This is a genomic window from Bacteroides salyersiae WAL 10018 = DSM 18765 = JCM 12988, assembly GCF_000381365.1.
Lineage (GTDB): Bacteria > Bacteroidota > Bacteroidia > Bacteroidales > Bacteroidaceae > Bacteroides > Bacteroides salyersiae.
The window spans coordinates 1420276-1444849 of record NZ_KB905467.1 but is presented as its reverse complement, the minus strand read 5'-3'; the positions used below and the strand labels follow the sequence as shown (position 1 = coordinate 1444849).

Annotated in this window: 17 protein-coding genes; all 17 read left to right on the top strand. The window is 55.0% G+C overall.

What is annotated here, in order from left to right; all coding sequences use genetic code 11:
* The first annotated feature begins 139 nt into the window (after nucleotides 1–139).
* The gene (locus HMPREF1532_RS17300; protein ID WP_005846345.1) at nucleotides 140–1177 is read left to right on the top strand and encodes a head maturation protease, ClpP-related; all 1038 of its coding nucleotides are present in this window, start codon (nucleotides 140–142) and stop codon (nucleotides 1175–1177) included.
* A gap of 11 nt (nucleotides 1178–1188) precedes the next feature.
* Nucleotides 1189–2412 carry a BACON domain-containing protein gene (locus HMPREF1532_RS17295; RefSeq protein ID WP_004327420.1) on the top strand — a complete coding sequence of 408 codons (1224 nt, stop codon included), beginning with the start codon at nucleotides 1189–1191 and terminating at the stop codon, nucleotides 2410–2412.
* Nucleotides 2412–2876, top strand: a complete 465-nt coding sequence (locus HMPREF1532_RS17290; RefSeq protein WP_004327421.1) for an N-acetylmuramoyl-L-alanine amidase — start codon at nucleotides 2412–2414, stop codon at nucleotides 2874–2876. The genes HMPREF1532_RS17295 and HMPREF1532_RS17290 overlap by 1 nt, the downstream gene beginning before the upstream one ends.
* Nucleotides 2877–2888: 12 nt before the next feature.
* On the top strand, nucleotides 2889–3275 hold the full coding sequence (locus tag HMPREF1532_RS17285; RefSeq protein WP_004327422.1) for a hypothetical protein: 387 nt from the start codon (nucleotides 2889–2891) through the stop codon (nucleotides 3273–3275).
* 27 nt (nucleotides 3276–3302) lie between these two features.
* On the top strand, nucleotides 3303–3782 hold the full coding sequence (locus tag HMPREF1532_RS17280; protein ID WP_004327423.1) for a hypothetical protein: 480 nt from the start codon (nucleotides 3303–3305) through the stop codon (nucleotides 3780–3782).
* Complete coding sequence (locus tag HMPREF1532_RS17275) at nucleotides 3748–4071, top strand: hypothetical protein (RefSeq protein ID WP_025066778.1); 324 nt, start codon at nucleotides 3748–3750, stop codon at nucleotides 4069–4071. The genes HMPREF1532_RS17280 and HMPREF1532_RS17275 overlap by 35 nt, the downstream gene beginning before the upstream one ends.
* Nucleotides 4072–4082: 11 nt before the next feature.
* On the top strand, nucleotides 4083–4643 hold the full coding sequence (locus HMPREF1532_RS17270; protein WP_004327424.1) for a hypothetical protein: 561 nt from the start codon (nucleotides 4083–4085) through the stop codon (nucleotides 4641–4643).
* Between the two features lie 3 nt (nucleotides 4644–4646).
* A complete protein-coding gene (locus tag HMPREF1532_RS17265; RefSeq protein WP_004327425.1) occupies nucleotides 4647–5138 on the top strand; it encodes a hypothetical protein in 492 nt (163 codons plus the stop codon).
* 38 nt (nucleotides 5139–5176) lie between these two features.
* Nucleotides 5177–5377 (top strand): hypothetical protein, encoded by a 201-nt coding sequence (locus HMPREF1532_RS17260; RefSeq protein ID WP_005846360.1) that lies wholly within the window; start codon nucleotides 5177–5179, stop codon nucleotides 5375–5377.
* Nucleotides 5378–9769 carry a tape measure protein gene (locus HMPREF1532_RS17255; protein WP_005932381.1) on the top strand — a complete coding sequence of 1464 codons (4392 nt, stop codon included), beginning with the start codon at nucleotides 5378–5380 and terminating at the stop codon, nucleotides 9767–9769.
* A 1-nt stretch (nucleotide 9770) separates the two neighbouring features.
* Complete coding sequence (locus tag HMPREF1532_RS17250; protein ID WP_004326780.1) at nucleotides 9771–10235, top strand: hypothetical protein; 465 nt, start codon at nucleotides 9771–9773, stop codon at nucleotides 10233–10235.
* A gap of 46 nt (nucleotides 10236–10281) precedes the next feature.
* A complete protein-coding gene (locus HMPREF1532_RS17245) occupies nucleotides 10282–14298 on the top strand; it encodes a hypothetical protein (protein ID WP_005932379.1) in 4017 nt (1338 codons plus the stop codon).
* 26 nt (nucleotides 14299–14324) lie between these two features.
* Nucleotides 14325–21062 (top strand): leucine-rich repeat domain-containing protein, encoded by a 6738-nt coding sequence (locus tag HMPREF1532_RS17240; protein WP_005932377.1) that lies wholly within the window; start codon nucleotides 14325–14327, stop codon nucleotides 21060–21062.
* 516 nt (nucleotides 21063–21578) lie between these two features.
* On the top strand, nucleotides 21579–22883 hold the full coding sequence (locus HMPREF1532_RS17235) for a reverse transcriptase domain-containing protein (protein ID WP_005932374.1): 1305 nt from the start codon (nucleotides 21579–21581) through the stop codon (nucleotides 22881–22883).
* Nucleotides 22880–23365 (top strand): DUF4376 domain-containing protein, encoded by a 486-nt coding sequence (locus tag HMPREF1532_RS17230; protein ID WP_004326022.1) that lies wholly within the window; start codon nucleotides 22880–22882, stop codon nucleotides 23363–23365. Before HMPREF1532_RS17235 ends, HMPREF1532_RS17230 begins: the two co-directional genes overlap by 4 nt.
* A 179-nt stretch (nucleotides 23366–23544) precedes the next feature.
* Nucleotides 23545–23787: a hypothetical protein gene (locus HMPREF1532_RS17225; RefSeq protein WP_004326021.1), complete on the top strand. Its 243-nt coding sequence runs from the start codon at nucleotides 23545–23547 to the stop codon at nucleotides 23785–23787.
* 72 nt (nucleotides 23788–23859) lie between these two features.
* Entirely contained in the window at nucleotides 23860–24504 is a 645-nt protein-coding gene (locus HMPREF1532_RS17220; RefSeq protein ID WP_004326020.1) for a thymidylate synthase, read from the top strand.
* Nucleotides 24505–24574: the final 70 nt, after the last annotated feature.

Here is a 24574-nt window from a genome sequence, read left to right as displayed (position 1 = left end):
TCCGCATGATGACATTTTAAAGCGTCATGGCAATCCTTTAAAGTCTCCATGATGAAAACGCGGTTTGAAAAAGGCTTTTAATCCCCCTAATTTCGCACCGTAAACTTTGCAGGGAAGGACCTGCCAAAACGATAGTGACATGAGTAGATTTTTCAATATGATACCCGGAACCGATGCCTGTTGCATCCTTCTTTACGGTGACATCGGTGAGTACGATGATAACGTGCGCAGCGGTGATATTGCCCGTGAACTTCTGGAAGCGGAAGCCCTGACCGGGAAGGTGGACGTGCGTATCAACAGCAACGGCGGCGAGGTTTATTCGGGCATCGCCATTTTCAATGCCTTGAAGAACAGCAAGGCCGACATTACCATCTACGTGGACGGCATCGCCGCCAGCATGGCCTCCGTCATCGCCCTTTGCGGCAAGCCCGTGCAGATGAGCCGTTATGCCCGTCTGATGCTTCACAGTGTCCAGGGCGGCTGTTACGGCAACAAGGATGAGATGAAGGACTGCATCCGTGAGATCGAGGCGCTTGAGGATACCCTTTGCGAGATGTATGCCACCCGTATGGGCAAGGACAAGGAGGAAATCCGCGCGATGTATTTTGACGGCAAGGATCACTGGCTGCGTGCCGACGAGGCGCTGGCGCTGGGGCTTATCGACGGTATTTATGACGCTGACCCGGTACCGGAGGACAGTACCCCCGAACAAGTATTTCAAATATTCAATAACCGGCTGCACAAGCCACAAAACGAGAATAGCATGAATTTAGACGAACTCAAGAGACGTCCGCGGTTCAAGAACTGTGCGACGGATGACGATTTCCTGCGTGAAATCGGACTGCTGGAAACGGAGGCTGGCAAAGTCCCGGCCCTTGATGCCGAGGTCACCCGCCTGAAGGGCGAACTGAAGGTGTTCCAGGACAAGGCGGATGCGGATGACGCTGCCGCGCGTAAGAAACTGCTTGATGATGCGGAACAGGACGGCCGTATCGATGCCGCCACCCGCCCCATCTATGAGAACCTTCTGGCAAAAGACCGGGAGAACGGGGAAAAGGCATTGGAGAAGCTTTCCCCCAAACGTAGTGTCATGACCGACCTTCGTGTGAATCCGACGGGTGAAAGCCCCTGGAACAAGCGCATGAGCGAGATTAAGGACAAGTTGAACCATAAATAAAAACATTTGCCATGGCAATAGTAGTAAGAAACACGAATTACAACGGCGAGGTACTGGAGAAAATACTGGTCCTGGCCACCACCGGGAATGACCTTGTAGAAAAAGGTCTGATCATGGTGATCCCCGGTGTGGAGAAAAAAATCAGCCTGCCGCGTATCAAGACGGGCAAGATGCTCCAGAAGCGTAAGGAGAACCCGACTTTGGAAGACTCGAAAGGCAATTTCAATTACTCGGAGAAATCACTGGATCCGGAGGACTTCATGGCGTTCACGACTTTCAATCCCCGTGCCTTCGAGCATGTTTGGCGCAAGTGGCAGCCGAAGGGCAACCTCGTGTTTGCCGAACTTCCCCCCGAAGCGCAGAACACGCTTCTGGATGAACTTAGCAAGAGTGTGAAGTTCGAGCTGGGCTGGCATTACCTGAACGGCGAGTTCGGTTCGGACGACGACCACCTTTTCAACGGTATCCTGACCCAGGCGGCTAAAGATCCGGATGTGATCGTGGTTCCGGCTCCTTCCGATACTTCCATGATCGGCAAGTTGAAGGCTGTCCGCAAGGCTATTCCAAAAGCCCTGCGTGAGAATCCGAACCTGCGTATCCTGATGAGTATTGACGACTTCGACAAGTACGATGACGAGCTGACCGAACGCGAGTACAAGAACACGAGCGAGACGGACATCAACAAGAAGCGTTACAAGGGTATCACCATCGAGACGCTGAATTCCTGGCCTGATGGCCTTATCGTAGCCACGCTCTGCTCGATGAGCGCTGACGGCAACCTTTTTGCCGGTGTGAACCTCCAGGACGATGAGGAGGTGATCCAGATTGACAAGTGGATGAACTCCAGCGAGCTGTACTTCTTCAAGCTGCTTATGAAGGCCGACACGGAAATCGCCTTCGGCGAGGAGTTCGTGGTGCTTGACACCCGTGAGACTCCGGTGTTCAAGGTAGTGGAACGCAGCATTTCTGCCGATCCGGCCGCTCTTTCTTTCAAGGCCGCCGGTGAGAGCAAGGAGGTGAAGGTCACTGCCTCCGGTGATTACAGCGTGGTTTCCATTCCTGCCGGTTTCACGGCAGTCGGTACCGATGGCTCTCTGACGGTCACCGCCGGTGTGAACAGTAGCGGCAAGGCGGTATCCGGCACACTTGTACTGGGCCTGGACGCCGATCCGGAGAAGAAGGTGGAGATAGCACTGTCCCAGGCGGCCGTTGATGAAGAGGAAGGCGGTGAGTGATGGGAAAGCTGAAGTATCTTGTCATCCATTGCACGGCCACTCCTGAAGGGCGTGAGGTAAGCGGTGCGGAGATTCGCGCCTGGCATACGAACCCCGTCTCAAAGGGCGGCCGCGGCTGGAAGCAGGTCGGATATACCGACCTGTTCCATCTGAACGGCGGAGTGGAACGCCTGGTGAACAATAACGAGGACGCGAATGTGGACCCGTGGGAAGTGACCAACGGCGTGGCCGGTTACAATTCCGTGAGCCGCCATATCGTCTATGCCGGCGGGTGTGCAAAGGATGGTAAAACGCCTGCGGACACCCGTACCTCCTGGCAGAAAAAGGCGCTTGAGAAGTACGTGAAGGATTTCCATCGTCGTTTTCCCGATGTGAGAATCGTCGGTCACAATGAACTGGCGGCCAAAGCCTGCCCCAGTTTTGATGTACAGAGATGGCTTAAACAAATAGGTATAACTCAATAAATCAACAACAACATGAAAAGATTTCTTTTATTCTTTGTGCTGATACTCGGATTCGTGTCAGCAACTTTTGCCCAGACCGGTACAGTACCGGAAGTCGATTATAGCGCGATGATCACCACCTTTGCCGGTTTTGTCGGTGGCGTGGTGTTGCTCACGGAAGGGATCAAGGCTCTGTTTCCAAAAATGCAGGGCTTGGCGACACAGATTGTCAGCTGGTGTGTGGGCATTGTGGCCGCCATGCTTTTATGGTGGCTGGATGCGGGCTTTGTCGCTGATGCCACGTGGTATATCGCGTTGTGTTACGGGTTCGGTGCGTCCCTTGTGTCCAATGGTGTTGCCGATACGGGATTTGTCCAGTGGCTCATCGGACTGTTTGCGGGTAAGGATGCCGGTAAATAGGCTTTGACCTGAAAGACCAGTGTGCGTATGGACTTCAGTGCTGTCATGAATCTGGTGCTGGGCGGTGGTCTGGTAGCCACGATAATAGCCATCATCACCCTGAAATCAACGGTCAGGGAAGCGAGGGCGAAAGCGGAGAAGGCTACCGCCGAAGCCGAGACGGTACGGATTGACAATACCGAACATGCCACCCGTATCCTGATCGAGAATATTGTAGAACCCTTAAAAGAGGAACTGAATGAAAACAGGAAAGCTTTGCAGGCGACCCGGCGTGAAATGGCACGCCTCCGGAAAGCCATTGATACTGCCAACAGTTGCAGGCATCATGATGATTGTCCTGTTCTTTACGGGATGCGCGAGTACTCGAAAGAGCAGGACGGAGGTGAACCGGAACAGCAGCCTGTCGTCAAGCGCCGACAACGTGTCAAACGTGAGGCGGGGGTTGTTGATGGCGGGGATTCCGAAATCGGCGGTGAGCCTGACGATCCCTCCGGACAGCCTCCGTAAACTTCCCTCCGGTTCGTCCTACCATTCCAGGAACGGGCAGGCGGGCCTGACGGTGAAGAGCGATGCGGCCGGCAATATCATAGCGGAGGCATCCTGCGACAGCCTCCAGCGGCTGGTACTGTGTTATGAGGAGGAACTGACCCGTATCCGTAATGAGACACATGAGGACTCATTCACAGTTGAAACGGAATTTGAACGTCGCTTTAGTCCCGTTAAAATAGCGCTGGCCGCTTTTATAACCGGATGTGTTGCCGGCATAGTATTAACTTTCAAAATCAAGAAACAATGAATAAGAATTTCATGTACGGCGTCGGTGCCGTGAAATACAAGGACTTTGTGGTGGGTTACATAGAGAAGAATTCGTTTGACATGGGCGGGCAGAAACCCGAATCCGCCAAAATCGAGGCGGAGCAGGTGCCGGGAACCCCGGTGCTTATCATTCCCCAGTCGAATGGCAGCATCGCCCCCACGTTCAACGTTATCCAGCTGAACTACGAAAACCTGCATAGCTTGCTGGGTGGTACCATGCACTACAAGGAAGAGGACTCGGAAAAGAAAACCCCGATTGGTTGGACGGCCCCGACGGCAGCCGTGTTGCTGACCGGTCCGTGGGAAATAGCCCTTGTTTCGGGGCAGAGCATCCTGATTCCCAATGGCACGCTACTTTCCAATCTCGGCGGCAAGCTGACCCTGACAGAAACGGCGAAAATCGAATGCACGCTGGAAGTGGCCATGCCGGAAGACGGCTCCCAGCCCCATGGCGTATTCAATACGGATTCTATCCCGGAAGAGTGGAAACAGTATAAACTGCCTCCTGCTGAATCTGCCGCTGCTGCTTCCACTAACCTGGCCGAGGAGTAGCGTATGGACGAAGCTGTCATCAAGCAGATCCAGCGTGAGGGTGCGGACGCGCTGCTGGATATCGGTGTGAGCGTCCCGCTGAAAGCGTTTCATATCCCTTTCAGGAAATCCCCGCTGGAGCTGCGCGTGACCATGAGGCGGCCTTATATGTCCGGTCAGATTCTTTTTGCCCGGACATATTTGTCGATGGGGATCACCAGTGAGGAGATGTGGGGGTTCAGCAAGGAGGAGGAAATGCAGTTTCTGGCCTCTCACGGCAAGGCGGTGAGCCGTATGGTGGCCTATACCCTTTGTCGTGGCCCTTTCAGCCGCCGCGTGCTTTTGCGCCCGGTGGCATGGCTCATAAGGAACTTCATGGAACAGCGTTATCTGGTGGGTGCGATCAAGCGTTTTGTCAGCCTGATGGGTACCGACCCTTTTATACCTATTATCAGATCAGCCGAGCGGACGAATCCGATGAGCTTGAGACTGAGCCAAAGAAAGAAGGGGAGTTAAAGAGCCGTTATGAAGGCTCCCATAGCCCTTTCGGTTTTGTGTGGCAGATTGCCAGTGCCACCGGCTGGAGCGTGGACTATATACTGAACAAGGTGAATTACCAGACCCTGATCATGATGCTTAGTGACGCTCCCCGGTATGTCCGTGACAAGTCCGGATCTTCCGGTCCTGCGGATGAGCGGAGCGCCGAGGATGAAGCGGATGGAATAGTAGGATTTTTTCAAAGCAAGCTAAAATAGATGAAACCGGTACAAATAGAATTCCTTATGGTGGACCATTTGAGCGCCCGTCTTGACAAGGCCGTGGGCAAGATCGAGCGGATGTCCCAGCAGGCATCGTCCGCCAACAGACAGATCCGGGAACTTGACAGGAGCGGTTCCCTGTTGAACAACACCGTCGGCAAGCTGGCGGCCGCCTTTACTATCAAGGAGCTGGTGTCGAACATCACCAAGGTACGCGGCGAGTTCCAGCAGCTGGAGGTGTCGTTTCAGACCATGCTCGGCAGTGCGGAGAAGGCCGACACCCTGATGCAGCAGTTGGTACATACGGCCGCGACCACTCCTTTCGGCCTGGAGGATGTCGCGCAGGGTGCCAAGCAGCTTCTTGCCTACGGGTTTGGAGCGGAGAAAGTGAACGAGACGCTGATCCGCTTGGGTGACATCGCTGCCGGACTTTCCATCCATTTGAACGATCTGGTCTATCTTTACGGCACCACCATGTCCCAGGGACGGCTTTATACACAGGACCTGAACCAGTTCACCGGCCGGGGCATCCCTATGATCGCCGAACTGGCCAAGCAGTTCGGCGTGGCTGAAAGCAAGGTGAAGGAGCTTGTGGAGGAAGGCAAGGTCGGTTTTCCCGAAGTGCAGAAGGTCATAGAGAGCCTGACGGACGAGGGCGGAAAATTCAGTGGTCTGATGGAGGCACAATCCAAAACGATAACCGGACAGATCTCCAATATAGAGGATGCCGTTTCAATGATGTTCAATGAAATCGGGCAACAGTCGGAAGGTGTCATCAACACCACGCTTTCCGGTGTTTCCTACATGGTGGAGCATTACGAACGTTTCGGCCGTATCCTGCTCGGGCTTGTCGGTACGTATGGTGTGTACCGGACCGCCGTCATGACAGTCACGGCCGTGAAAGGCTGGGCGGTGGCTGCGGAGGCGTTGCATTACAACTGGCTCCTGCTGGTTGAGAAAGCGCAGAAAATGCTCAACCGGACCATGCTTTCCAATCCCTATGTGCTGGTTGCGACCCTGCTTGCCGGTGTTGCCGTGGCACTGATCTCCATGAAGACGGAAACCGAACGTTTGCAGGAATCCGAGGAAAGGTATCAGCAGCAGAAGCAGAAAACCATAGAGGCCGAGGAAGAGCACAGGCGCAAAATAGAGGAACTGTGTTCCATTGCCGGGGATGAAGCCGTGTCCACGGATGCCCGGCGTGAGGCGCTAAACAAGCTGGAACAGAAATATCCGGATATATTCTCCAAATACGACACCGAGTATGAGAAACTGAAGAATATCAAGAAAATCAAGGAAGAGATAGCCCGATTGGAAGCCGGTGAGTCCATATCCAATCCCGCCAATGAATTGAAACGTGTGGATGACAGGATAAAAGAACTTGAAGGCAAGACCCGGTTGGCAACCGAATATTACCAGGACAGCTACGGGCGGCAAAGAGCCCGATATGTCCGGAAATCCGCACGTTCAAGGGATGAGGAGGCAGAGCTTCAGAATCTGTACGGAAAACGCAAGAGCCTGAACGGACAAATCCGCAAGGACGAGGTAAATGCCTATTTCGAAAACCTGACCGGTGTGAGTAACGAGACCCTTGCACAGCAGATAAAGCAGCGTAGAACCCTGCTTGCCCGGATGTCTGTCCAGGAGAAGGAATACGGAAAGATTACGCAGGGTGACGAAAATCTTACCGGAACTTATTCCCGTGACGAACTGAAGTATCAGCTGAACAAACTGGTTTCGGAACAAAACCGGCGTAACCTGCCCACGGATTCAAGCACTGACTGGGTGGCTGCGGCAAAAGAGAAATACCAGGATGCGCTCAAGGCTTATAACGCCTTTCTTCAGGAAACGTCCAACAGCCTTTCCCGTGAGGAGTTTGAGAAGAAGGCGAAAGAACTGAAGGATGCCGTCGATACCGCCAAAAAGGAGTACGACAAGGTCAAGCCCGGTGAGGATAAGGATTCCGAGGCCGAACGGAAGAAGGCGGACAAGGCGGAGAAAGAAGCCCAACGCCGCAAACAGGTTTCTGAAAAGCTGGGCCAGGAACTCGCCGGGCTGCAAAGGAAGAATGACGAGGCGGAGATTGAGATGATGACCGAGGGGCTGGAGAAGAAGCTGCGCCAGATAGACAATGAATACCAGGCACGCAAGGATGAAATAGCCAGGCAGGAAGCCGGTTGGAAACGTGACAACGCGAAAGCGGGGCAGTCCGGTTCGCTGTCGGAAGATCAGCAGTCCGAAATAGACAAGGCCCGTGAGCTGAACGAGTCCGGCCGACAGAAGAAAATAGCGGAAGCTTATCGGGAAGAGTTCGGAGTGATGCAGGAATATTTGCAGGCCTACGGCACCTTCCAGCAGCAGAAACTCGCCATCGCGACCGAATATGCGGAAAAGATACAAAAGACGACGTCCGGCAGCGAGAAGCTCTCTCTCGGTGTTGAACGTGACAGCAAACTTGCCGGCATCGAAGTGCAGGAACTGAAAGCCCGTATTGACTGGGGTACTGTCTTCGGTGAATTCGGCGGGATGTTTTCCGATATGATAAAGCCTGTATTGGCGGATGCCAGAAAATACATGCTCACTGACGAGTTCCGAAATGCCGACCATGCCAGCCAGGACGCGCTTGTCTCTGCCGTCCAGCAGATGGAGAGGGCTTTGGGCGGTTCCGGCAAGGTCAGTTTCAAGAAACTGGGTGCCGAGGTTACTGCCTACCAGAAAGCCCTTTCAGACCTGAAGGAGGCACAGGCGGTGTATGCGGACACCTATACGGCACTCATTGCCGCCCAGAAATCATACATTGAGGCGCAACAGTCCGGAACCGAACAGGAGAAGGAGTCCGCCCGGCAAGCCCTGGAAACGGCGCAGGCTAATGCCGATGCCGCGAGTGAGAATATAAACGCCTTGCAGGAAACGGCTGACAGTGCCCGGCAGTCCCTCTCGAATACTGCCTCCGGTCTGAAGACCAGTATGGAGAATGTGAGGGACGGATTGCAGCAGATTGCCTCCGGCAGTATCAGCGGGGCGTATAATGGCCTGATCACACTCGGCAAAGGTGCCAAGGAAGTGGACGGCAAACTGGGCGAGGCTTTCGGAAAGGTTTCCGAAACACTTGAGGATGTGCCTGTTGTCGGCTGGATTGTAAGTATTATAGACCTTTTCAAAGATGGTTTGAGTGTGGTCATCGGTGGCCTGCTCGACGCGGTGTTCAATGCCGTGAGCGGTATTCTTGACGATGTGCTTTCCGGTGATCTTTTTGTGACTATCGGAAAATCGCTGCTTTCCGGTGTGGGCAAGATATTCGACGCATTGACCTGGGGCGGATTTTCCTCCTGGACGACTTCAAGCAATGCCAAAGAGGTCCAGGAAACCATCGACCGGCTGACCGAGCGCAACGAGACCTTGCAGACGGCTATCGAGGACCTGACGGAGGAGATCAAGGCGAGCAAGGGTACAAAGTCCGTGGCCGCCTACCGGGATGCCTACAGGCTCCAGCAGGAGACGAACTCGAACTATCTGGACATGGCCATGTCGCAGGCCGGCTATCACGGTTCGCATCACAGCTGGAATTATTACTGGGGCGGTTTCTCACAGGAACAGATTGACCGTTTGAGCGGTCAGATCGGGCGTAGCTGGAACGGTGACATCTGGAACCTAAGTCCGGAGGAGATGAAGAAGTTGCGCAGTAACGTGGACATGTGGACGCAGATCCAGGATACCGGCAAGGGCGGATATGGAGGTCGTCTGACCGAGAAGCTGGATGACTATATCGACCAGGCGGGCAAGCTGGAGGAACTTACCGACCAGCTGTATGAAGGTCTCACCGGTATTTCCTTCGACAGCATGTACAGCAGTTTCGTGGATAACCTGATGGATATGAAGTATGATGCCGCAGCCGCGGCGGAGGACATATCCGAGTATTTCATGCGTGCGATGCTGTCAAACAAGATCGGTGAGCTGTATTCCGACAAGCTGAAAGGCTGGTGGGAGAAATTCGGCAAGGCGATGGAAGACAATGACCTTACAGAAGCCGAGCGTAAGGCCCTCCAGGACGAGTACATGAAGTATGTCGAGGAAGCCATCGCTCTTCGTGACAATCTTGCCGCGGCCACCGGGTACGATAACTCGGGCGGTACGAGCCAGAGCGCCAAAACCGGCGGTTTTTCAGCCATGACACAGGACCAGGGTACAAAACTGGACGGCATGTTCACCAGCGGGTTGCAACACTGGTCGAGCATCGATGAGAAGATGGAGAGCGTCATCGACAAGATGAACACCGCCGAGGGGCATCTTGCCCGTATCGAGGAGAACACCGGCACGAGCGCGTCGCACCTTGGCAAAATAGAGGAAGAGATTCGTAAAATCAATCGTGACGGAGTAAAATGCAAATGATATGGAAAAGATATTAGGCGGTCTGGTACTTGTCAACGGTACCGACATCTGGAGTACATACGGGGTGTTCCTCGTTGAGGACAAGCGCGGCGGGATGGATAACCTGACCGCCATCCTGACCCCGAGCAAGACGAAAACGGACACGGCTGTGAATATCCGGGAGGAGGACGGGGAGAAATATTCCTCCGTGCTGACGCCCAGGAACGAGGCCCGTGACGTGACGCTTCATTTCGCCCTGTTTGGCAAAACGCAGGCCGGCTGGCTGAAGAAGTATTTCGAGTTCATCAATTTCCTGAAGAAAGGCCGTGACGGGTGGCTTGAGATTTCCTTTCCCCAACTTGCCCTGACTCTCCGTGTGAAATATACGGATTGCAGCAAGTTCCAGCCTCTGACCTATCTCTGGAAGGAAGGCGTGCACGCCGGCAAGTTCAAGGTGAAGTTCCGGGAACCTGTCCCGGTCATATAAATGTGATTCAAACCCTATTCAAACGACGTTTAAACAAGATACAGACATGCTGACCATCTATGACAGCAACGGCAACAGACGGACCGATATCGAGGCGGGCGACAGCTCCACCCAGGTGAAGGAGGTGCAGGGTGACAATGTCCTGACACTCTCTTTCACGCATTACGAATATATCGCCCTGGACGTGAATGACCGGGTGGACTTTGAGGGTGAGCGCTACTGGCTGACCGAACGGTACATCCCGAAGCAGAAGAGCGGCCAGGAGTGGGTATATGATTTGAAGTTTTACGGTATCGAGAGCCTGGTGAGACGTTTTCTTGTGCTGGAGACCACCGACGGGAACACCGAGCCTGTGTTCACGCTGACAGCGACTCCGCGTGAACACGTGGCCATGATCGTGAAGTGTATCAATGACGGAATGAACCACACCACCGACTGGAAAGTGGGGCGGGTGGACGGTACGGACCTTATCGTCATCGATTACGAGGGGAAGTACTGCAACGAAGCCCTGAAAGAGATAGCCGAAGCGGTCGGCGGGCAGGCTGAATGGTGGGTGGAAGGCCAGACCGTGAACGTGTGCCGGTGTGAGCATGGCGAGGAAATAACGCTGGGCTACGGGAAGGGACTGACCGGAATCGAACGCGACACGACGGGTACCGACAATTTTTATACCCGGTTGTTCCCGGTAGGCAGCACGCGGAACATAGATCCGTCAAAATACGGGCATAGCCGCCTGATGCTTCCGGGGGGCAGGCAATATGTCGAGATACATACGGAGGAGTACGGCATCTATGACCGTTACGAGCAAGACGCCTTCAGCGGCATTTATCCCCGCAGGATCGGGGCTGTCAGCAGTGTGCGCAGCGAAGATGTGAAAGATGACGACGGCAACCCTTTCACGGTCTATTATTTCAGGGACGACAGCCTGAATTTCGATCCGAACGATTACGAGCTGCCCGACGAGACCAAACGTGTATCGTTCCAGGACGGTGACCTTTCCGGACTGGGGCAGGGTGAGGACCACTATTTCGAGGTGAATTTCAACAGTGCCACCCGTGAGTTCGAGATTATTACGATATGGCCCTATGATGATGACACGCAACTCCCCGGCGGCAAACTTATTCCGAAATCCGGTGACCGTTATATTCTCTGGAATATCCGTATGCCGGACGAATATTACCCGCTTGCCGAGGAGGAGTTTCTTACGGCGGTGGAACAGTTCAATACCGAATGCTGGCAGGATCTTGCCGTTTACAAGGCCCCGACCGACCATGTGTGGATTGAGGAGAACGGTGTTTCCCTGTCCGTAGGCCGCCGTGTGAGACTTGAAAGCGAGGAGTATTTCCCCGAAACCGGTTATCGCAGCAGCCGCATCACGAAAATTACCCGGAAGGTGAACCAACCCGGGGAGATGGACATCGAGATCAGCGATGCCCTGCATAGTGGTGCGTTTGAACGGGTGAATGACAGTATCGGGGAACTGAAAAACTATACGAAGTCAAAGGCGGAGGGTGCCGCGCTTCCTGACATTATCCGTAGCTGGGACAAGACACTGCCTACGGACAACAATCTTTTTTCCGCGCGGAGAAGTCAGGCGGAACACATCAGCAAAAAAAAGAATGACCGTGCAAAGGGGAAGATCACCTTCGAAGCGGGAGCCTCTTTCGGACAGGAGGATAATGCGGGTATTGATGACAAGGGCAATGCCGAGTTGCTGACCCTTGTCGTGCGTGAGTTCCTTCGCAGCCCGAAATTCGTGGACGGTCTTTTCGGTGAGGGGTGGCGGCTGTGGATGGAGGACGCTTTGTCCCATCTTACCATCGACAAGCTGACGGTACGCCAGGTCATGGTAGTATTGGAGCTGCTTATCGAGAAGGTACGCAGCGTTGGCGGCCAGCTGTGCGTCAGCGCCGCCAACGGGAAAATAAAGACCGCCGTACTTGAGGACGGTTACTGGAGGATCACTTTCGAGCAGGACAACAGTTTCCAGGCCCATGACCTGATGCGCTGCGCCACGTTCAGCGGCGGGAACCTGAAAGGGTACTGGGTGGAGGTGGCCGGCGTGGAGGGTGACTCCATTCTCGTAAGTGAGGATGAATTTTCAGGTTCCCTTCCGGAGGCCGGTGACGAGTGCGTGCTGATGGGCAACACGGAGAACCCGCTGCGTCAGAACCTGATCCTGATCTCCGCCACCGAGGACGGTCAGCCCCGCGTGGACGTGATGGACGGGGTGAAGGCGAAGAACTTCACCGGCTGCCTTCGTGCGCGCCTGGGCAACCTGGACGGCATCAGCGATGACTGGTTCCCGGCTGACAACCAGCCGCACGGCAACGGCCTTTACAGCGACAACGCCTACCTGCGCGGGACTTTCCTTCTGGTGACCGGTGAGGACATCAAGACCAAGTTCGAGATCGTGGAGGGGCGCATCACCAGCGCGGTGACCGCCCTAAGGAACGACTTCGCCACGGAGAAGGGCTACCTGAACAACCCCGCCTTCGATGACGGGCTGGAGAAATGGAACACGGAGAACGAGACGGTGTTCTTCCTGGCAGGTAACAAATGGATCTGGGCGAACAACAACGTACTGACCAGAAAGGGCGACGGGGCGAGCGTGACGGTGGATGACGGGCGGACGGTGGTGCACATCCGTAACAAGTACATCCTCCAGAAACGGGCGAATTTGAAAAGCATCCCCTCCATGCCTGTGAACGGTGACGGGGAGAAGGAGGCCGTGCCGGTGTACCTTTCCTTCTTCTACCGCTGCGCAACCAAAGGGACTCTAAGAGTCCAGTTCCTGGACGTTGACAAGACGGGTTTCGCGAACTTCAACAGCCTGGAGGTGGAGGAGGAACTGTCTGCAACTGATGGTTACGTGCAGTACACCTGTAGCGGCCTCTGGAACGGTACCGGTGATTTCAAACTGTCCTTTACCGGTGACATCTACCTGTATATGCTCGTGCTGTCCACTGACAAGGTGGAGAGCCTTGCACACCGCTACCGGACGCTTTTCGAGCAGTCGGAGCGTCTGGTGAAGATAACGGCCGCCGTCTTTGACCGTGACGAGAATATGCTGGAAGAGACGGGGCTTGTGGTGAAGCCTGAAGGCGCGGGCATCTACGCCCAGGACGCGGACGGGAAACTGGCGCTTATCGGCGTGAGTGTGGACGGGACGGACGCTGACGGCAACAAGATCAGCGTGGTGAAGCTGACCGGTGACCGCGTCAAGCTGGAGGGCCTCGTGACGGCCAACGATAATTTCAAGATCCTGGAGGACGGGAGCATCGAGGCGAACGCGGGCACGTTCTCCGGGCATATCCGCACGAACTTCCACCTTGTGGAGTCGAGCGACGCCGTCCTGACCTCCTGCTCGGGCCGCGGCGAGGCCGGCTACCTGATCGGCCGTGAGCTGAGCCTGAAGGTGGACATGGCCGGTTCGTCGAACGGTGCGGACATCATCCTTCCGAACGACGTGCGTTATATCGGCTCGCGCGTAACCCTTTACAACGGCTGCCACCCTCCCTATACGCGTACGGTGGGCTCTATCCGCTACAGCTCCGTCCGTGTGGACGACGGCACGCTGCTCCGCGGTTCCAACGTGAACCTTAGCAGTGATTCGCTGCTTTCCTATTCCGACCCCTACAGGATCGACTGGATCAGCGGGATCATCGAGCTGGTCGGTACCCCCGAGCTGAACGGGAGAATCCTTGCGGACCTGGTTTCGTGGCGGGGAGCGTCGGCCGGTCCCCCCGCTTCCCCCTCGAGCGGATGGCTTTACTACGACACGAAAAGGAACCGCAACTACCTTTACTGGTACGGCGCGTGGGTGGAGTTCCCCGTTTACGGCGGCGCTTCCGATGATCTCCGCATCACGTGGAAGGGAGAGCTTTCTTCCGCTCCGGAGAACCCGGAGAGGAACTGGCTGTACGTCACCTCCGTGAACCGCTTCCTCCTGCTCTACACGGGCGAGGATTGGGAGGAGCCCGCCATCATTAACAGCCTGAACAAGTGCGGCTGGTGCATCCTTGGCTTCAGCGCGCTTTCATACCATTATTACAATGACTGACAACAATAAAAAAGGAGGAATAACTTATGGCACTTACAGAATCGGAGAAAACGGAACTTAAGAACGACATCCTGAACGCTATCAAGGCCGAGAGCCAGAGCGTTGATGAACTTGTGGAGGTCAGCTCCCTTGACAATATCAAAAGTCTCCCCGCCCTTCGCGGCAGTGAGCTGGTGAGTGCTCCGCTCACCCTTTTGCGTAAACCGGCCGATGATGCCGCTGCCACGGCGAATGCGTCTGCCACGAAAGCGGATAATGCTGCGGCTTTGGCGAATAAAGCTGCGGGTATGGCGTCTGATGCGGCCGGTACCGCCAATCAGGCTGCTGAAACTGCAAATTCCGCCGCGGCAGCGGCATCCGCGGCTGCGAAACAGGCGGAGGATGCCGCCGCCGGTGTGAACGACGGTTTGGTCGGTGGCATGACGGCCGTCCCTGATGAGGAGAACGACACGGTGAAACTCACCCTGCTGGGGAAGACCGGGACGGAGATTGCCTCCGTTGATATTCCCGGTGGTACGGGCGGTGGCGGTAACACGTATAATGTGACGGCGGAAGTCCCTTTGGAGAGCGGTTATTATGTCCTTTCCTCCGCGATCGGTGCCGTGGATGAGAAATACCGTTACAAGGGCCGTTGCATCACCTATGAAGTCTCGCAGGGCAAATGGGAGACCAAACAGTTCGTGGGGACAAGTCTGTCGAGCTGGGAGCAGGAGGCGAGCTGGGAGGACTTCGGCGGTGCCGGAACGATGAAGAGCCTGACGGTGAACGGCGAGAAGAAAGTTCCCGACAGCGAGGGCAACGTGGATCTGACCATCGACAAGCTGGAAGTGGACGAGAGCCTGGATGCCGACAGTACCAATCCCGTCCAGAACAAGACCGTCGCCGCCAAATTCCAGGAGGTGGAAGCCGGTACCGTGTTCGGCATGAGCGCGGAAGTGAGCGACGACGAGAGCAGTGTCCGCCTTGCGCTGACCAACAAGAGCGGGGCGGAGATCGCGAGCGTTGACATCCCGGCCGGCAGCGGTGGCGGCGGTGAGTCCTCCACCACCAAGATCGTGCTGCTTGCCGAGACCGACAAGAAAACCGTGAAGGAAGGCGGAGCGGTGAAACTTACCTATACCTATGACCACCAGGTTGCCGGCGGTGATGACAAGGGTAGCAGTACCGGACAGAAAGCGACCGTCACCATCCAGGTGAAGCGCGGGACGACCACCACTTATTCCTCCTCGCTGAAGGAAGTGAGCAAGGGTACCTATACCCTTGACCTGACCAAATACCTGCTGGTGGGCACGAGCGATATCTACGTCATTGCCGAGACTACCGATCCCACCACGGGCAAGGCGCAGAAGAAGCAGGCGTACGTGAGCGTGAAGAGCGTCACCCTGTCCCTTTCCTGCGGTTACAACCTGGCGGCCACCATCCAGAACGGCGGTTACGGTACCTATGATTCCGCGAGTATACCCTACGCCGTGAGCGGTACCGGCACGAAAACCGTCAGCCTGTACGTGGACGGTGTACAGCAGAACGCGCATACGGTCACCCGCAGCGGCACGACGAACGGCAGTTTCGAGGTTTCCATGACCGGCCTGTCCGTGGGGCGGCATACCGCCCAGCTGGTGGCCGAGATGGAAACTGACGACCTCACGCTGAAAAGCGAGAGCATCCATATCGACCTGCTGAAGGCCGGAACCGGCGCGCCCTTCATCGGTTTGAAGCTCATTCATGCCGACGGGCATGTCCTCGGACGGGACGAGCATCTGGAGCCGGTCCTTGAAGCCGGCCGCTACGAGAAGCTCACTTTCGACTGGGTGGCCTATGATCCCGACCGTGTGCCCGCTGAAGTGGAGTTCTGGAAAAACGGCGTCAAGAGCAGTACCGTGAGCGCTCCCCGCAGCATGATGACCTACAGTAACCGGTTTACCGAGGAAGGCACGCAGACGCTTGTCCTGAAAGCCGGTCCGACCGGGTACACTTTGCGCATCGACGTGGGTGAGAGCGGTATCGATATCAGCGAGGCCACCTACGGCCTGGCGGTCAAGCTTGACGCGGCGGGCCGCAGCAACGGGGAGAGTAACCCCGGAACATGGGAGTCGAACGGCGTGGAGACCACGTTCGAGGGTTTTGACTGGAGCAGCAACGGCTGGACGGGTGAGGCGCTGAAGCTGACCAACGGTGCGAAAGCCGTCATCGGCTACCGGCCCTTTGCCACCGATGTGAAAAGTACGGGGCTGACCATTGAACTGACCCTCCGGGTAAGCAATCCCACTGACAGCGATACCGCAGTTGTGGACTGTCTCGACAGTGGCAAGGGGCTTTATATCACCCCTTCGGAAACGAGTTTCAAGACCGGTGAGAAAGTGTCCTATACCAACGAGGACGACGAGCTGGTGGAGCGTGAGATCAAGCTGGGCACGAATTATGTGGAAGACCGGTGGATCAAGGTGGCCCTCATGGTGGGTACCCGCAATGAGAGCCGTCTGATGGAGCTTTATGTGGACGGCAACCGTACCGGTGCCGACATCTACGACAACGCCTTCAGCTTCCGCCAGGACAATCCGAAATATATCACCATTGACAGCGCCGGGGCGGACGTGGAGGTAAAGAGCGTGCGTATCTATACCCGCCGGTTGAGTGACGACGAGGAACTGGAGAACCGGATGGTGGACAGTGCGGACGGTGAGGAGATGATCGCGCTGTATGAGGAGAACGATATCCTGGGTGATACCGACACTGTGGATATGGACAAGCTGCGTGCCAAGGGCAAGGGGGTGCTGCGTATCGTGCGCCAGAACAAGCTCGATGACGTGTATGCCGAGAACAACAAGAAGACGGACTTTTCGGCGGATATCTTCTATTACTCCCCTTTCGGATCCGAATACGACTTCGTGCTTCGTGACTGTTATATCCGTATTCAGGGTACCAGTTCCACGAAATATCCGAGCAAGAACATCCGTATCTATATCAGCAAGGGCGGCACGAACCTTAGCTTCACCGTTGGCGGCAAGGAGCAGGCGGAAAAGAAATATCCCGTCCGTCCCGGTGGCATCGCCATGAACCTGATCTGTCTGAAGAGTGATTATTCCGACTCGTCCATGTCGCTGAACACAGGCGGTGCCAAACTGTTCAACGACGTGCTGAAGGAGATGGGGCTTCTCACCCCTCCGCAGCGTTACCAGTACGAGACGGGCGGCAGCGATTTGAACGCGGTCACCGTGCGTACCGCTATCGACGGTGTGCCTATCGACATGTTTGTGGCGGCTGCGGAGGACGGCGAGAACAACTATGTGGGGCAATACAACTTCAACAACGAGAAAAGCAAGAGCGGCGACCTGTTCGGCCTTAGTGGCGTGGAGGGTTACGATCCTGCCTGTCCCCTCACTCTGGAAATGCTGAACAATACCGAGGCCATGTGCCTTTTCAAGACCACAAGTGACGCTCATCTGGAGGAGGTGTTTGATGCCGGTGCCGAGACCAACGTTCCGGATGATGTGAAATGGGCGGGCCTTGACGAGTCGCAGCGTACGGCCGTGAAACGGCTGTACGCATGGATACGCTCGTGTGTTCCGGACGGTGCGACGAGCGCCGACCTCTCCACTTTTAAGAGCGAGAAGTTCAGGGACGAGATAAGTGACTATTTCGACAAGGCTTTCCTGCTGACGTATTACCTCTGGACGGACTATTTCCTTGCCGTTGACCAGCGTGCGAAGAACATGATGCTGCGCACGTGGGACGGCCTGATATGGTACATCACCTACTACGACGGTGATACCCAGATGGGAAAACGTAACGACTGTTTCCTGGTGTATGACTACACCACCGACCGCGACACTTATGACGCCGAGGCCGGGAAATATGCCTTTGAAGGCCGTGACAGCTGGCTTTGGAACCTCGTTCTGGCCAACCTGGACGCTGACCTGAAGACACAGGCGCAGGCTCTTCGCGGTGTACTTACCACCAGCCGTGTCCTGGACATGCTGAACGTGGAGCAGGCGGGCAACTGGTGCGACCGTGCCTATAACAAGAGCGGCGAGCTGAAGTACATCCTGCCCGCCACGCAGGAGATGTACGGCAAGGTGTGGCCGTTCATCTACGCCCTTCAGGGCAGTAACCGTGCGCACCGTGAATATTTCGTGCGTAATCGTTTCGCCCTTCTGGATGCTAAGTACGGCACGAGCAATTTCACCAGTGACAACATCGACCTCTATCTGGCACGTACGGCTGCTGACACCCCCGACGTGCTGAAGATTACGGCCAACGAGGTTTATGCTTTCGGCTACGGTACGAACAACAGCCCGAATATAGGGAATACCGGCATCATCAAGAAAGATGCGGCTGCGAGCCTTTCCATCACCGGTGCCTATACGGTGAACGATCCCTTGAGGGTTTATGGCGCGAGCCGTATGAAGGTGCTGGATATGAGCGGGGCCGCCGACCACCTGAAAAACGCTTTCGACCTGGGCAAATGTACCGTGCTGCGCGAACTGAACCTTCAAAGTTCCGGCAACGGCAGTACCGGCTGGTGGTTGAACATCGGCAACTGCAAGCAGCTACGTAAACTCAACCTTCGTAACCAGGCACAGGCGAAAACCGGGGGAAGTACCAGTACCGAGCTGGATTTGAGTGCGCAGACCAAGCTGGAAGAACTTGAGGCCCGCGGTACGCAGGTGCAGAGCGTGGTGCTAGCCAAGGGTTCTCCCGTGACGCTGCTCCACCTTCCCGGTACACTGACCAGCCTCCGTCTGGAATATCTGGGCAGACTGACCACCGGCGGGCTGACATTGGAAAGCTACAGCAAGGTGAAGACCTTCATCTTTGACAGTTGTCCAGGTATTGACTGGGAAACCCTGCTGGGCCGTTGCACGGGTGTGGAACGTATCAGAGTAACCGGTATTGACCGCGAGGATGACGGTACGTGGCTGGATAAGTTTGTCGGGATGGGCGGTGTGGATTCCGATGGCAACACTACGGACACGTGCGCCTTGGTGGGTACGGTACAGCTCACGCGCTACATTGATGACGATACGTACAGCGCTCTGAAGGCGCACTTCCCGGAACTGAATATCCGGCAGCCGGAATACACGATGATCGAGTTCGACGACGAGGTATCGGATGACGCGAACGTGAGCAACCTTGACAACGGTACCGGCTACAAGTATGACAACGCGTATGAGGTGAGCGGTCATATTTCCGCCATCCTGAAGCAGCGTCACCGTGTACTTGCTAAAGTGACTAAAAAAGCGACGACGCGGGGTGTGAACATGGCGAACGTTGATACCACGGTGAACAACCTGGACGGTGAGATGACCTACTACCCGCTGGACGACACGGACAGCAACAAGTACGCCGACGGCACGGCTGCCAGACTGGACGGCACTGAAGGTGACTGGATGATGTACGAGCCCTTCTTCTGGAGCAAGGGTATCAATGATTACCTGAACGGCAAGCATTACTCCTGTTACAGCAGTAACGGTTCGGATAACATGCCTTCCGTTCCGGATGCTGACGTCCTTACGCTTGACGACATTAAGGGCACGAGTGGCGGTTATCTTTCCGGTCGTAAGATCATGAGCGGAAAGGATACGCTTTCGAACAGCTACAGTACTGACAGTACGTATTCGGTATGCAAGGTGAACGTGGACGGTTACAAGCGTGTGCGTTTCCCGAGCGTTCCCGGTACAAGCCTTGTCGGAAGCATTTTCACAGACGATTCCGGCACGGTCATCAGTTCAATCGTCGTCCCTACCTTGAGCAACAAGTTCGAGGCCGGTATGTACCTGATTGCCGATGTTCCGGAGGGTGCCACTGCTCTTCACTTCTCCATTCTGAACACGGCAGAGTTCGATAAGGTTGTCCTTTCTAACAGTGACAGGATCGAGGATATGGAACCCGAATGGGTGCCTAATGACGAGCACTTGTGTGCCGTTGTGGGCAGCAGTGTTGTCGGTTCCAAACTTCGCGCCTGCATTACCGGCGGGAGCACTACGGCGAGCATGACCTGGGCTGATTTCCACTATTACAGTGTCCAGCGCGGTATGCAGCAGATTGATGCCCTTATGCACTCGCGCATCGCGAATCTTTTCTACGCGAAGTACGGTCGTCGTGACAGCCAGGAACAATGCGGCGCGGGCTCTCACACGAACAACCGTACTACGGGTGGTACTGCCAGCCGCGGTATGACGGACACGATCGGCTACGAGGAAGCCTCCTCAATCAACCCTAATGTGACGAACAGCCTGATAGAAAACTCCGTCCACCAGTATGCGTGGTACCGTGAGAAGGATGACTACGGCGGGGCCACGGTTACGCAGGTGAATAATATTTGCTGCCTTGGCTACGAGGACATCTATGGTCATAAATATGACATGATGGACGGCGTGGATCTTCCTAATGACACGGGCAATTCCGGGAAGTGGCGCATCTGGATGCCTGACGGCAGTACCCGCCTGGTTAAGGGTTCCGTGAGCTCCGGTATCTGGATTACCGCCGTGGCGCATGGCAAATATATGGACGTGATTCCGGTGGGTTCCGTTTCGGGTTCCTCCTCGACAAATTACTGCGACATCTACTACATATCCACTGCCTCCAGCCGTGTGGTCTATCGTGGCTACAACTACGCGAGCCCGTATGGCGGTGTTTCGATGTCGTATGCGAGCTACGATTCCTCGAATACGAGCACGAGCATCGGTTCTCGTCTGGCCTTCCGCGGCCGGCTCGTTAAGGCGTCGAGCGCCGTGGCGTTTAAAGCGATAAGCGAGGTTGCATGATCGGCCGCGTAAAGCGTCAAAGCGGGAGCGAAGCGACAAAACATCCGGTGTTCCCCGAGCAGGGGAACGCCGTTCATTACGGGCGTCAGCCCGTCGAAAAATATTTTTTTGACGTCAGGTTTTGTATCTGTTTGTTAAATAATAATTTGAAAATAGTACTTTTGCATTTGAAAGGTGGCGCCTCCCCATAGGCCGTGTGGTCTATCGTGGCAACAACAACGCGAACCCGAATGGCGGTGTTTCGATGTCGAATGCGAACAACGATTCCTCGAATACGAACACGAACATCGGTTCTCGTCTGAACAACAATCGAAAGGAAATTTTAATCGGCGTACAACACCGGGGACTTGTCCCCACCGTGGTGCCGAGGGGGGCAAGCCGCAGTAACAGCGGTCCGTAAGGGCCGGAAAACTGAAAAATAAAGTGTCGGGTAGGGTTTGGTAGGCCGGAAACGGTTCGAAGAAGCCGGGCCCGGGGGATTGAAGGCCCCGTATTAAAAGCAATAAACAGTAATTTATGCGCAGGGTTGGGTATATCATCGAGGAGATCGTGGAGCCTTCCAACATGGAGGCTTCCTTCCGGCAGGTCCTTCGCGGCAGCAAGCGTAAACGCAGCCGCCAGGGGTGCTATCTGCTCGCGCATAAGCCCGAGGTGTTGGAGGAGCTGGTCGCGCAGATCGCATCCGGTACTTTCCGCGTGAAGGACTACCGTGAACGCGAGATCATCGAGGGCGGCAAGCTACGCCGCATTCAGGTGATCCCGATGAAGGACCGCATCGCCGTGCATGCCATCATGGCGGTGGTGGACCGCCATCTGCGGAAACTTTTCATCCGTACCACCTCCGCCAGTATCAAGAGACGGGGGATGCACGACCTCCTGGCGTATGTCCGCCGTGACATGGCCGAAGACCCTGATGGTACACGTTACTGTTACAAGTTTGACATCACCAAATTCTACGAGAGCGTGAAGCAGGATTTTGTGATGTATTGCGTCAGCCGGGTGTTCAAGGACGCAAAGCTCGTGACCATGCTGGAGAGCTTTATCCGCCTGATGCCTGAAGGTCTGAGTATCGGCCTGCGCAGCTCGCAGGGGCTGGGCAATTTGCTTTTGTCTGTGTATCTGGACCATTATCTGAAGGACAGGTATGCCGTGCGTCATTTCTACCGCTATTGTGATGACGGCGTCGTACTGGGTAAAACGAAAGCGGAACTGTGGAAGATTCGTGATGCCGTCCACGGGCGCATGGAGTGTGCCGGTCTCCTGGTGAAGGGGAACGAGCGCGTGTTCCCGCCGGGCGAGGGCATCGACTTTCTGGGGTATGTGACTTTCGGTGCGGACCATGTCCGCCTTCGCAAGCGCATCAAGCAGAAGTTCGCCCGAAAAATGCACGAGGTAAAATCGAGAAGGAGGAGGCGTGAGCTGATAGCGTCGTTCTACGGGATGGCCAAGCACGCCGACTGTCATACGTTGTTTAAAAAATTAACAGGCAAAGACATGAGATCATTTAAAGACTTGAACGTTTCCTACAAGCCGGAGGACGGCAAGAAACGTTTTCCCGGGGTGGTGGTAAGCATCCGGGAGCTGGTGAACTTACCGATTGTGGTGAAGGACTTCGAGACGGGCATCAAGACCGAACAGGGCGAGGACCGCTGTATCGTGGCCATTGAGATGAACGGTGAACCGAAAAAGTTCTTTACCAACAGCGAGGAGATGAAGAACATCCTCTTGCAAGTGAAGGATATGCCCGACGGCTTCCCGTTCGAGACCACCATCAAGACGGAAACCTTCGGCAAGGGTCGAACTAAATACATATTTACATGAAACGGGTAGAAGGAACATCCGGGATAAAACTGATCGAGTGCGTGAGCCCGGCACGCAACAGATGGCGCATCCGCTGGGATGTACAGGAACGTGAGGACGGATCCGCCTCCTACATGGAGGAAGGCTTTGTCGGCAGACCTCACATGGATACTATAAAGTCCGTCATTACAGACTGGTGTAATGAGCAAATTGACCGTGAGATACTTTCCGGTTTTCTCTATGAAGGTATGCCGGTATGGCTGTCAAGTGAAAACCAGTTCAATTATAAGGCAGCGTATGATCTGGCCGTACAGACTGGTGGTGCTACGCTTCCCGTGACATTCAAGTTCGGTACGGATGAGGTTCCCCAATATCGGGAGTTCGTCACACTGGAGGAACTGACCGATTTCTACACGAAAGCCATGAAGCATGTTCAGGACACGCTGTCTGACGGCTGGAGGAAGAAAGACGCTTTTGATCCGGAGAAGTACCGGGTGGAATAAATCCTTCGGGGGAGGATAAGAAAAAAGCCCCCGGCCTGTTAAAAAGTAACGCCAATCACTTTTATAAACATGAAACGCCAAACCGCGCGACCGGGGGCAAATACCCTCTGTCACGGTTTGACGTTTTTTTTGTTGTCTAAAAAATGATTGGCGATGCAAAGATATAATTTTTTTGTTGTATGAAAGTGATTGAGATATTAAACTTTAACCGGGAGCTGTTGAAAAGGCTTCAGGCGGCCGGCATCCGTCTGGAAGATGCCCGGTATATCGACCTGTACGCGGACTATACCCGCCTACTCGATCAAGGTGAAAAAGTCTCGTATGCTGTGGCCGTATTGTCCGAAAAGTATTCGGTGAGCGAACGTAAGGTTTATGCCTTGGTGAAACGATTCCAGAGCGACTGCAAGACGCTTGCAGTGTGAACGGGTTGTTTTATGTCGTAGGGAGTGCCGTTTCCCCTTATCTTTAGGGTGTTTCAAATTTAGAAGGAGGAAATGGCTATGAACAAGTATTACCGTATCCTGGACAAGATTCTTGCCACGGGAAAAACACAGACCAACAAGAAGGGAAATATACAATACCTTCTGAACGAGCAGCTGTCACTGACACCGGCGGACCTGCTTGACATATTCGAGGGGCATAATATCGCCCGCAAGAAGCTCCGCAGCGAGTTGCAGTTATTTATGCAGGGTGAGCGCAACGTGGAGAAGTACCGGGAGGCCGGCATCAACTGGTGGGACTATTGCGGCTCCATCCTGGTGAACAGTTACCCGACCTATTTCGAGAAGCTGCCTCCGTTGATAGCGAAAATTAACCGGGAGAGGCGCAACAGCAAGAACTACGTGCTTTTTCTGGGCGAAACCGGTGCCGAGAGCAACCAGGCACCCTGTTTGAGTCTGGTACAGTTCCAGTTAGATGGCGGTGAACTGGTTCTGTCCGCCTACCAGCGCAGCAGTGACGCAAACCTCGGGCTACCTTCCGATATTTACCACCTGTACCTGATGGCGCGGCAGATAGAACTTCCCTTGAAGTCGATCACTCTCTATCTGGGCAATGTACATATCTACGAGAATAATATCCCGGGCACCCGTGCGCTGATCGCCGGTGACGAGACGGTCCGCTTCGGGTTGAACGTGTAGTTTGCTGTATATGTCTTGCAGCGGGAACAGTTCATGTTTCCCGCTGTTTTTCGTTTATTCTGTGGACCTT

What these genes read in the sequence shown, in the direction of transcription:
- HMPREF1532_RS17300 (WP_005846345.1), top strand. Translation starts at nt 140, where the DNA reads ATGAGTAGATTTTTCAATATGATACCCGGAACCGATGCCTGTTGCATC.
- HMPREF1532_RS17295 (WP_004327420.1), top strand. Translation starts at nt 1,189, where the DNA reads ATGGCAATAGTAGTAAGAAACACGAATTACAACGGCGAGGTACTGGAG.
- HMPREF1532_RS17290 (WP_004327421.1), top strand. Translation starts at nt 2,412, where the DNA reads ATGGGAAAGCTGAAGTATCTTGTCATCCATTGCACGGCCACTCCTGAA.
- HMPREF1532_RS17285 (WP_004327422.1), top strand. Translation starts at nt 2,889, where the DNA reads ATGAAAAGATTTCTTTTATTCTTTGTGCTGATACTCGGATTCGTGTCA.
- HMPREF1532_RS17280 (WP_004327423.1), top strand. Translation starts at nt 3,303, where the DNA reads ATGGACTTCAGTGCTGTCATGAATCTGGTGCTGGGCGGTGGTCTGGTA.
- HMPREF1532_RS17270 (WP_004327424.1), top strand. Translation starts at nt 4,083, where the DNA reads ATGTACGGCGTCGGTGCCGTGAAATACAAGGACTTTGTGGTGGGTTAC.
- HMPREF1532_RS17265 (WP_004327425.1), top strand. Translation starts at nt 4,647, where the DNA reads ATGGACGAAGCTGTCATCAAGCAGATCCAGCGTGAGGGTGCGGACGCG.
- HMPREF1532_RS17255 (WP_005932381.1), top strand. Translation starts at nt 5,378, where the DNA reads ATGAAACCGGTACAAATAGAATTCCTTATGGTGGACCATTTGAGCGCC.
- HMPREF1532_RS17250 (WP_004326780.1), top strand. Translation starts at nt 9,771, where the DNA reads ATGGAAAAGATATTAGGCGGTCTGGTACTTGTCAACGGTACCGACATC.
- HMPREF1532_RS17245 (WP_005932379.1), top strand. Translation starts at nt 10,282, where the DNA reads ATGCTGACCATCTATGACAGCAACGGCAACAGACGGACCGATATCGAG.
- HMPREF1532_RS17240 (WP_005932377.1), top strand. Translation starts at nt 14,325, where the DNA reads ATGGCACTTACAGAATCGGAGAAAACGGAACTTAAGAACGACATCCTG.
- HMPREF1532_RS17235 (WP_005932374.1), top strand. Translation starts at nt 21,579, where the DNA reads ATGCGCAGGGTTGGGTATATCATCGAGGAGATCGTGGAGCCTTCCAAC.
- HMPREF1532_RS17230 (WP_004326022.1), top strand. Translation starts at nt 22,880, where the DNA reads ATGAAACGGGTAGAAGGAACATCCGGGATAAAACTGATCGAGTGCGTG.
- HMPREF1532_RS17225 (WP_004326021.1), top strand. Translation starts at nt 23,545, where the DNA reads ATGAAAGTGATTGAGATATTAAACTTTAACCGGGAGCTGTTGAAAAGG.
- HMPREF1532_RS17220 (WP_004326020.1), top strand. Translation starts at nt 23,860, where the DNA reads ATGGCTATGAACAAGTATTACCGTATCCTGGACAAGATTCTTGCCACG.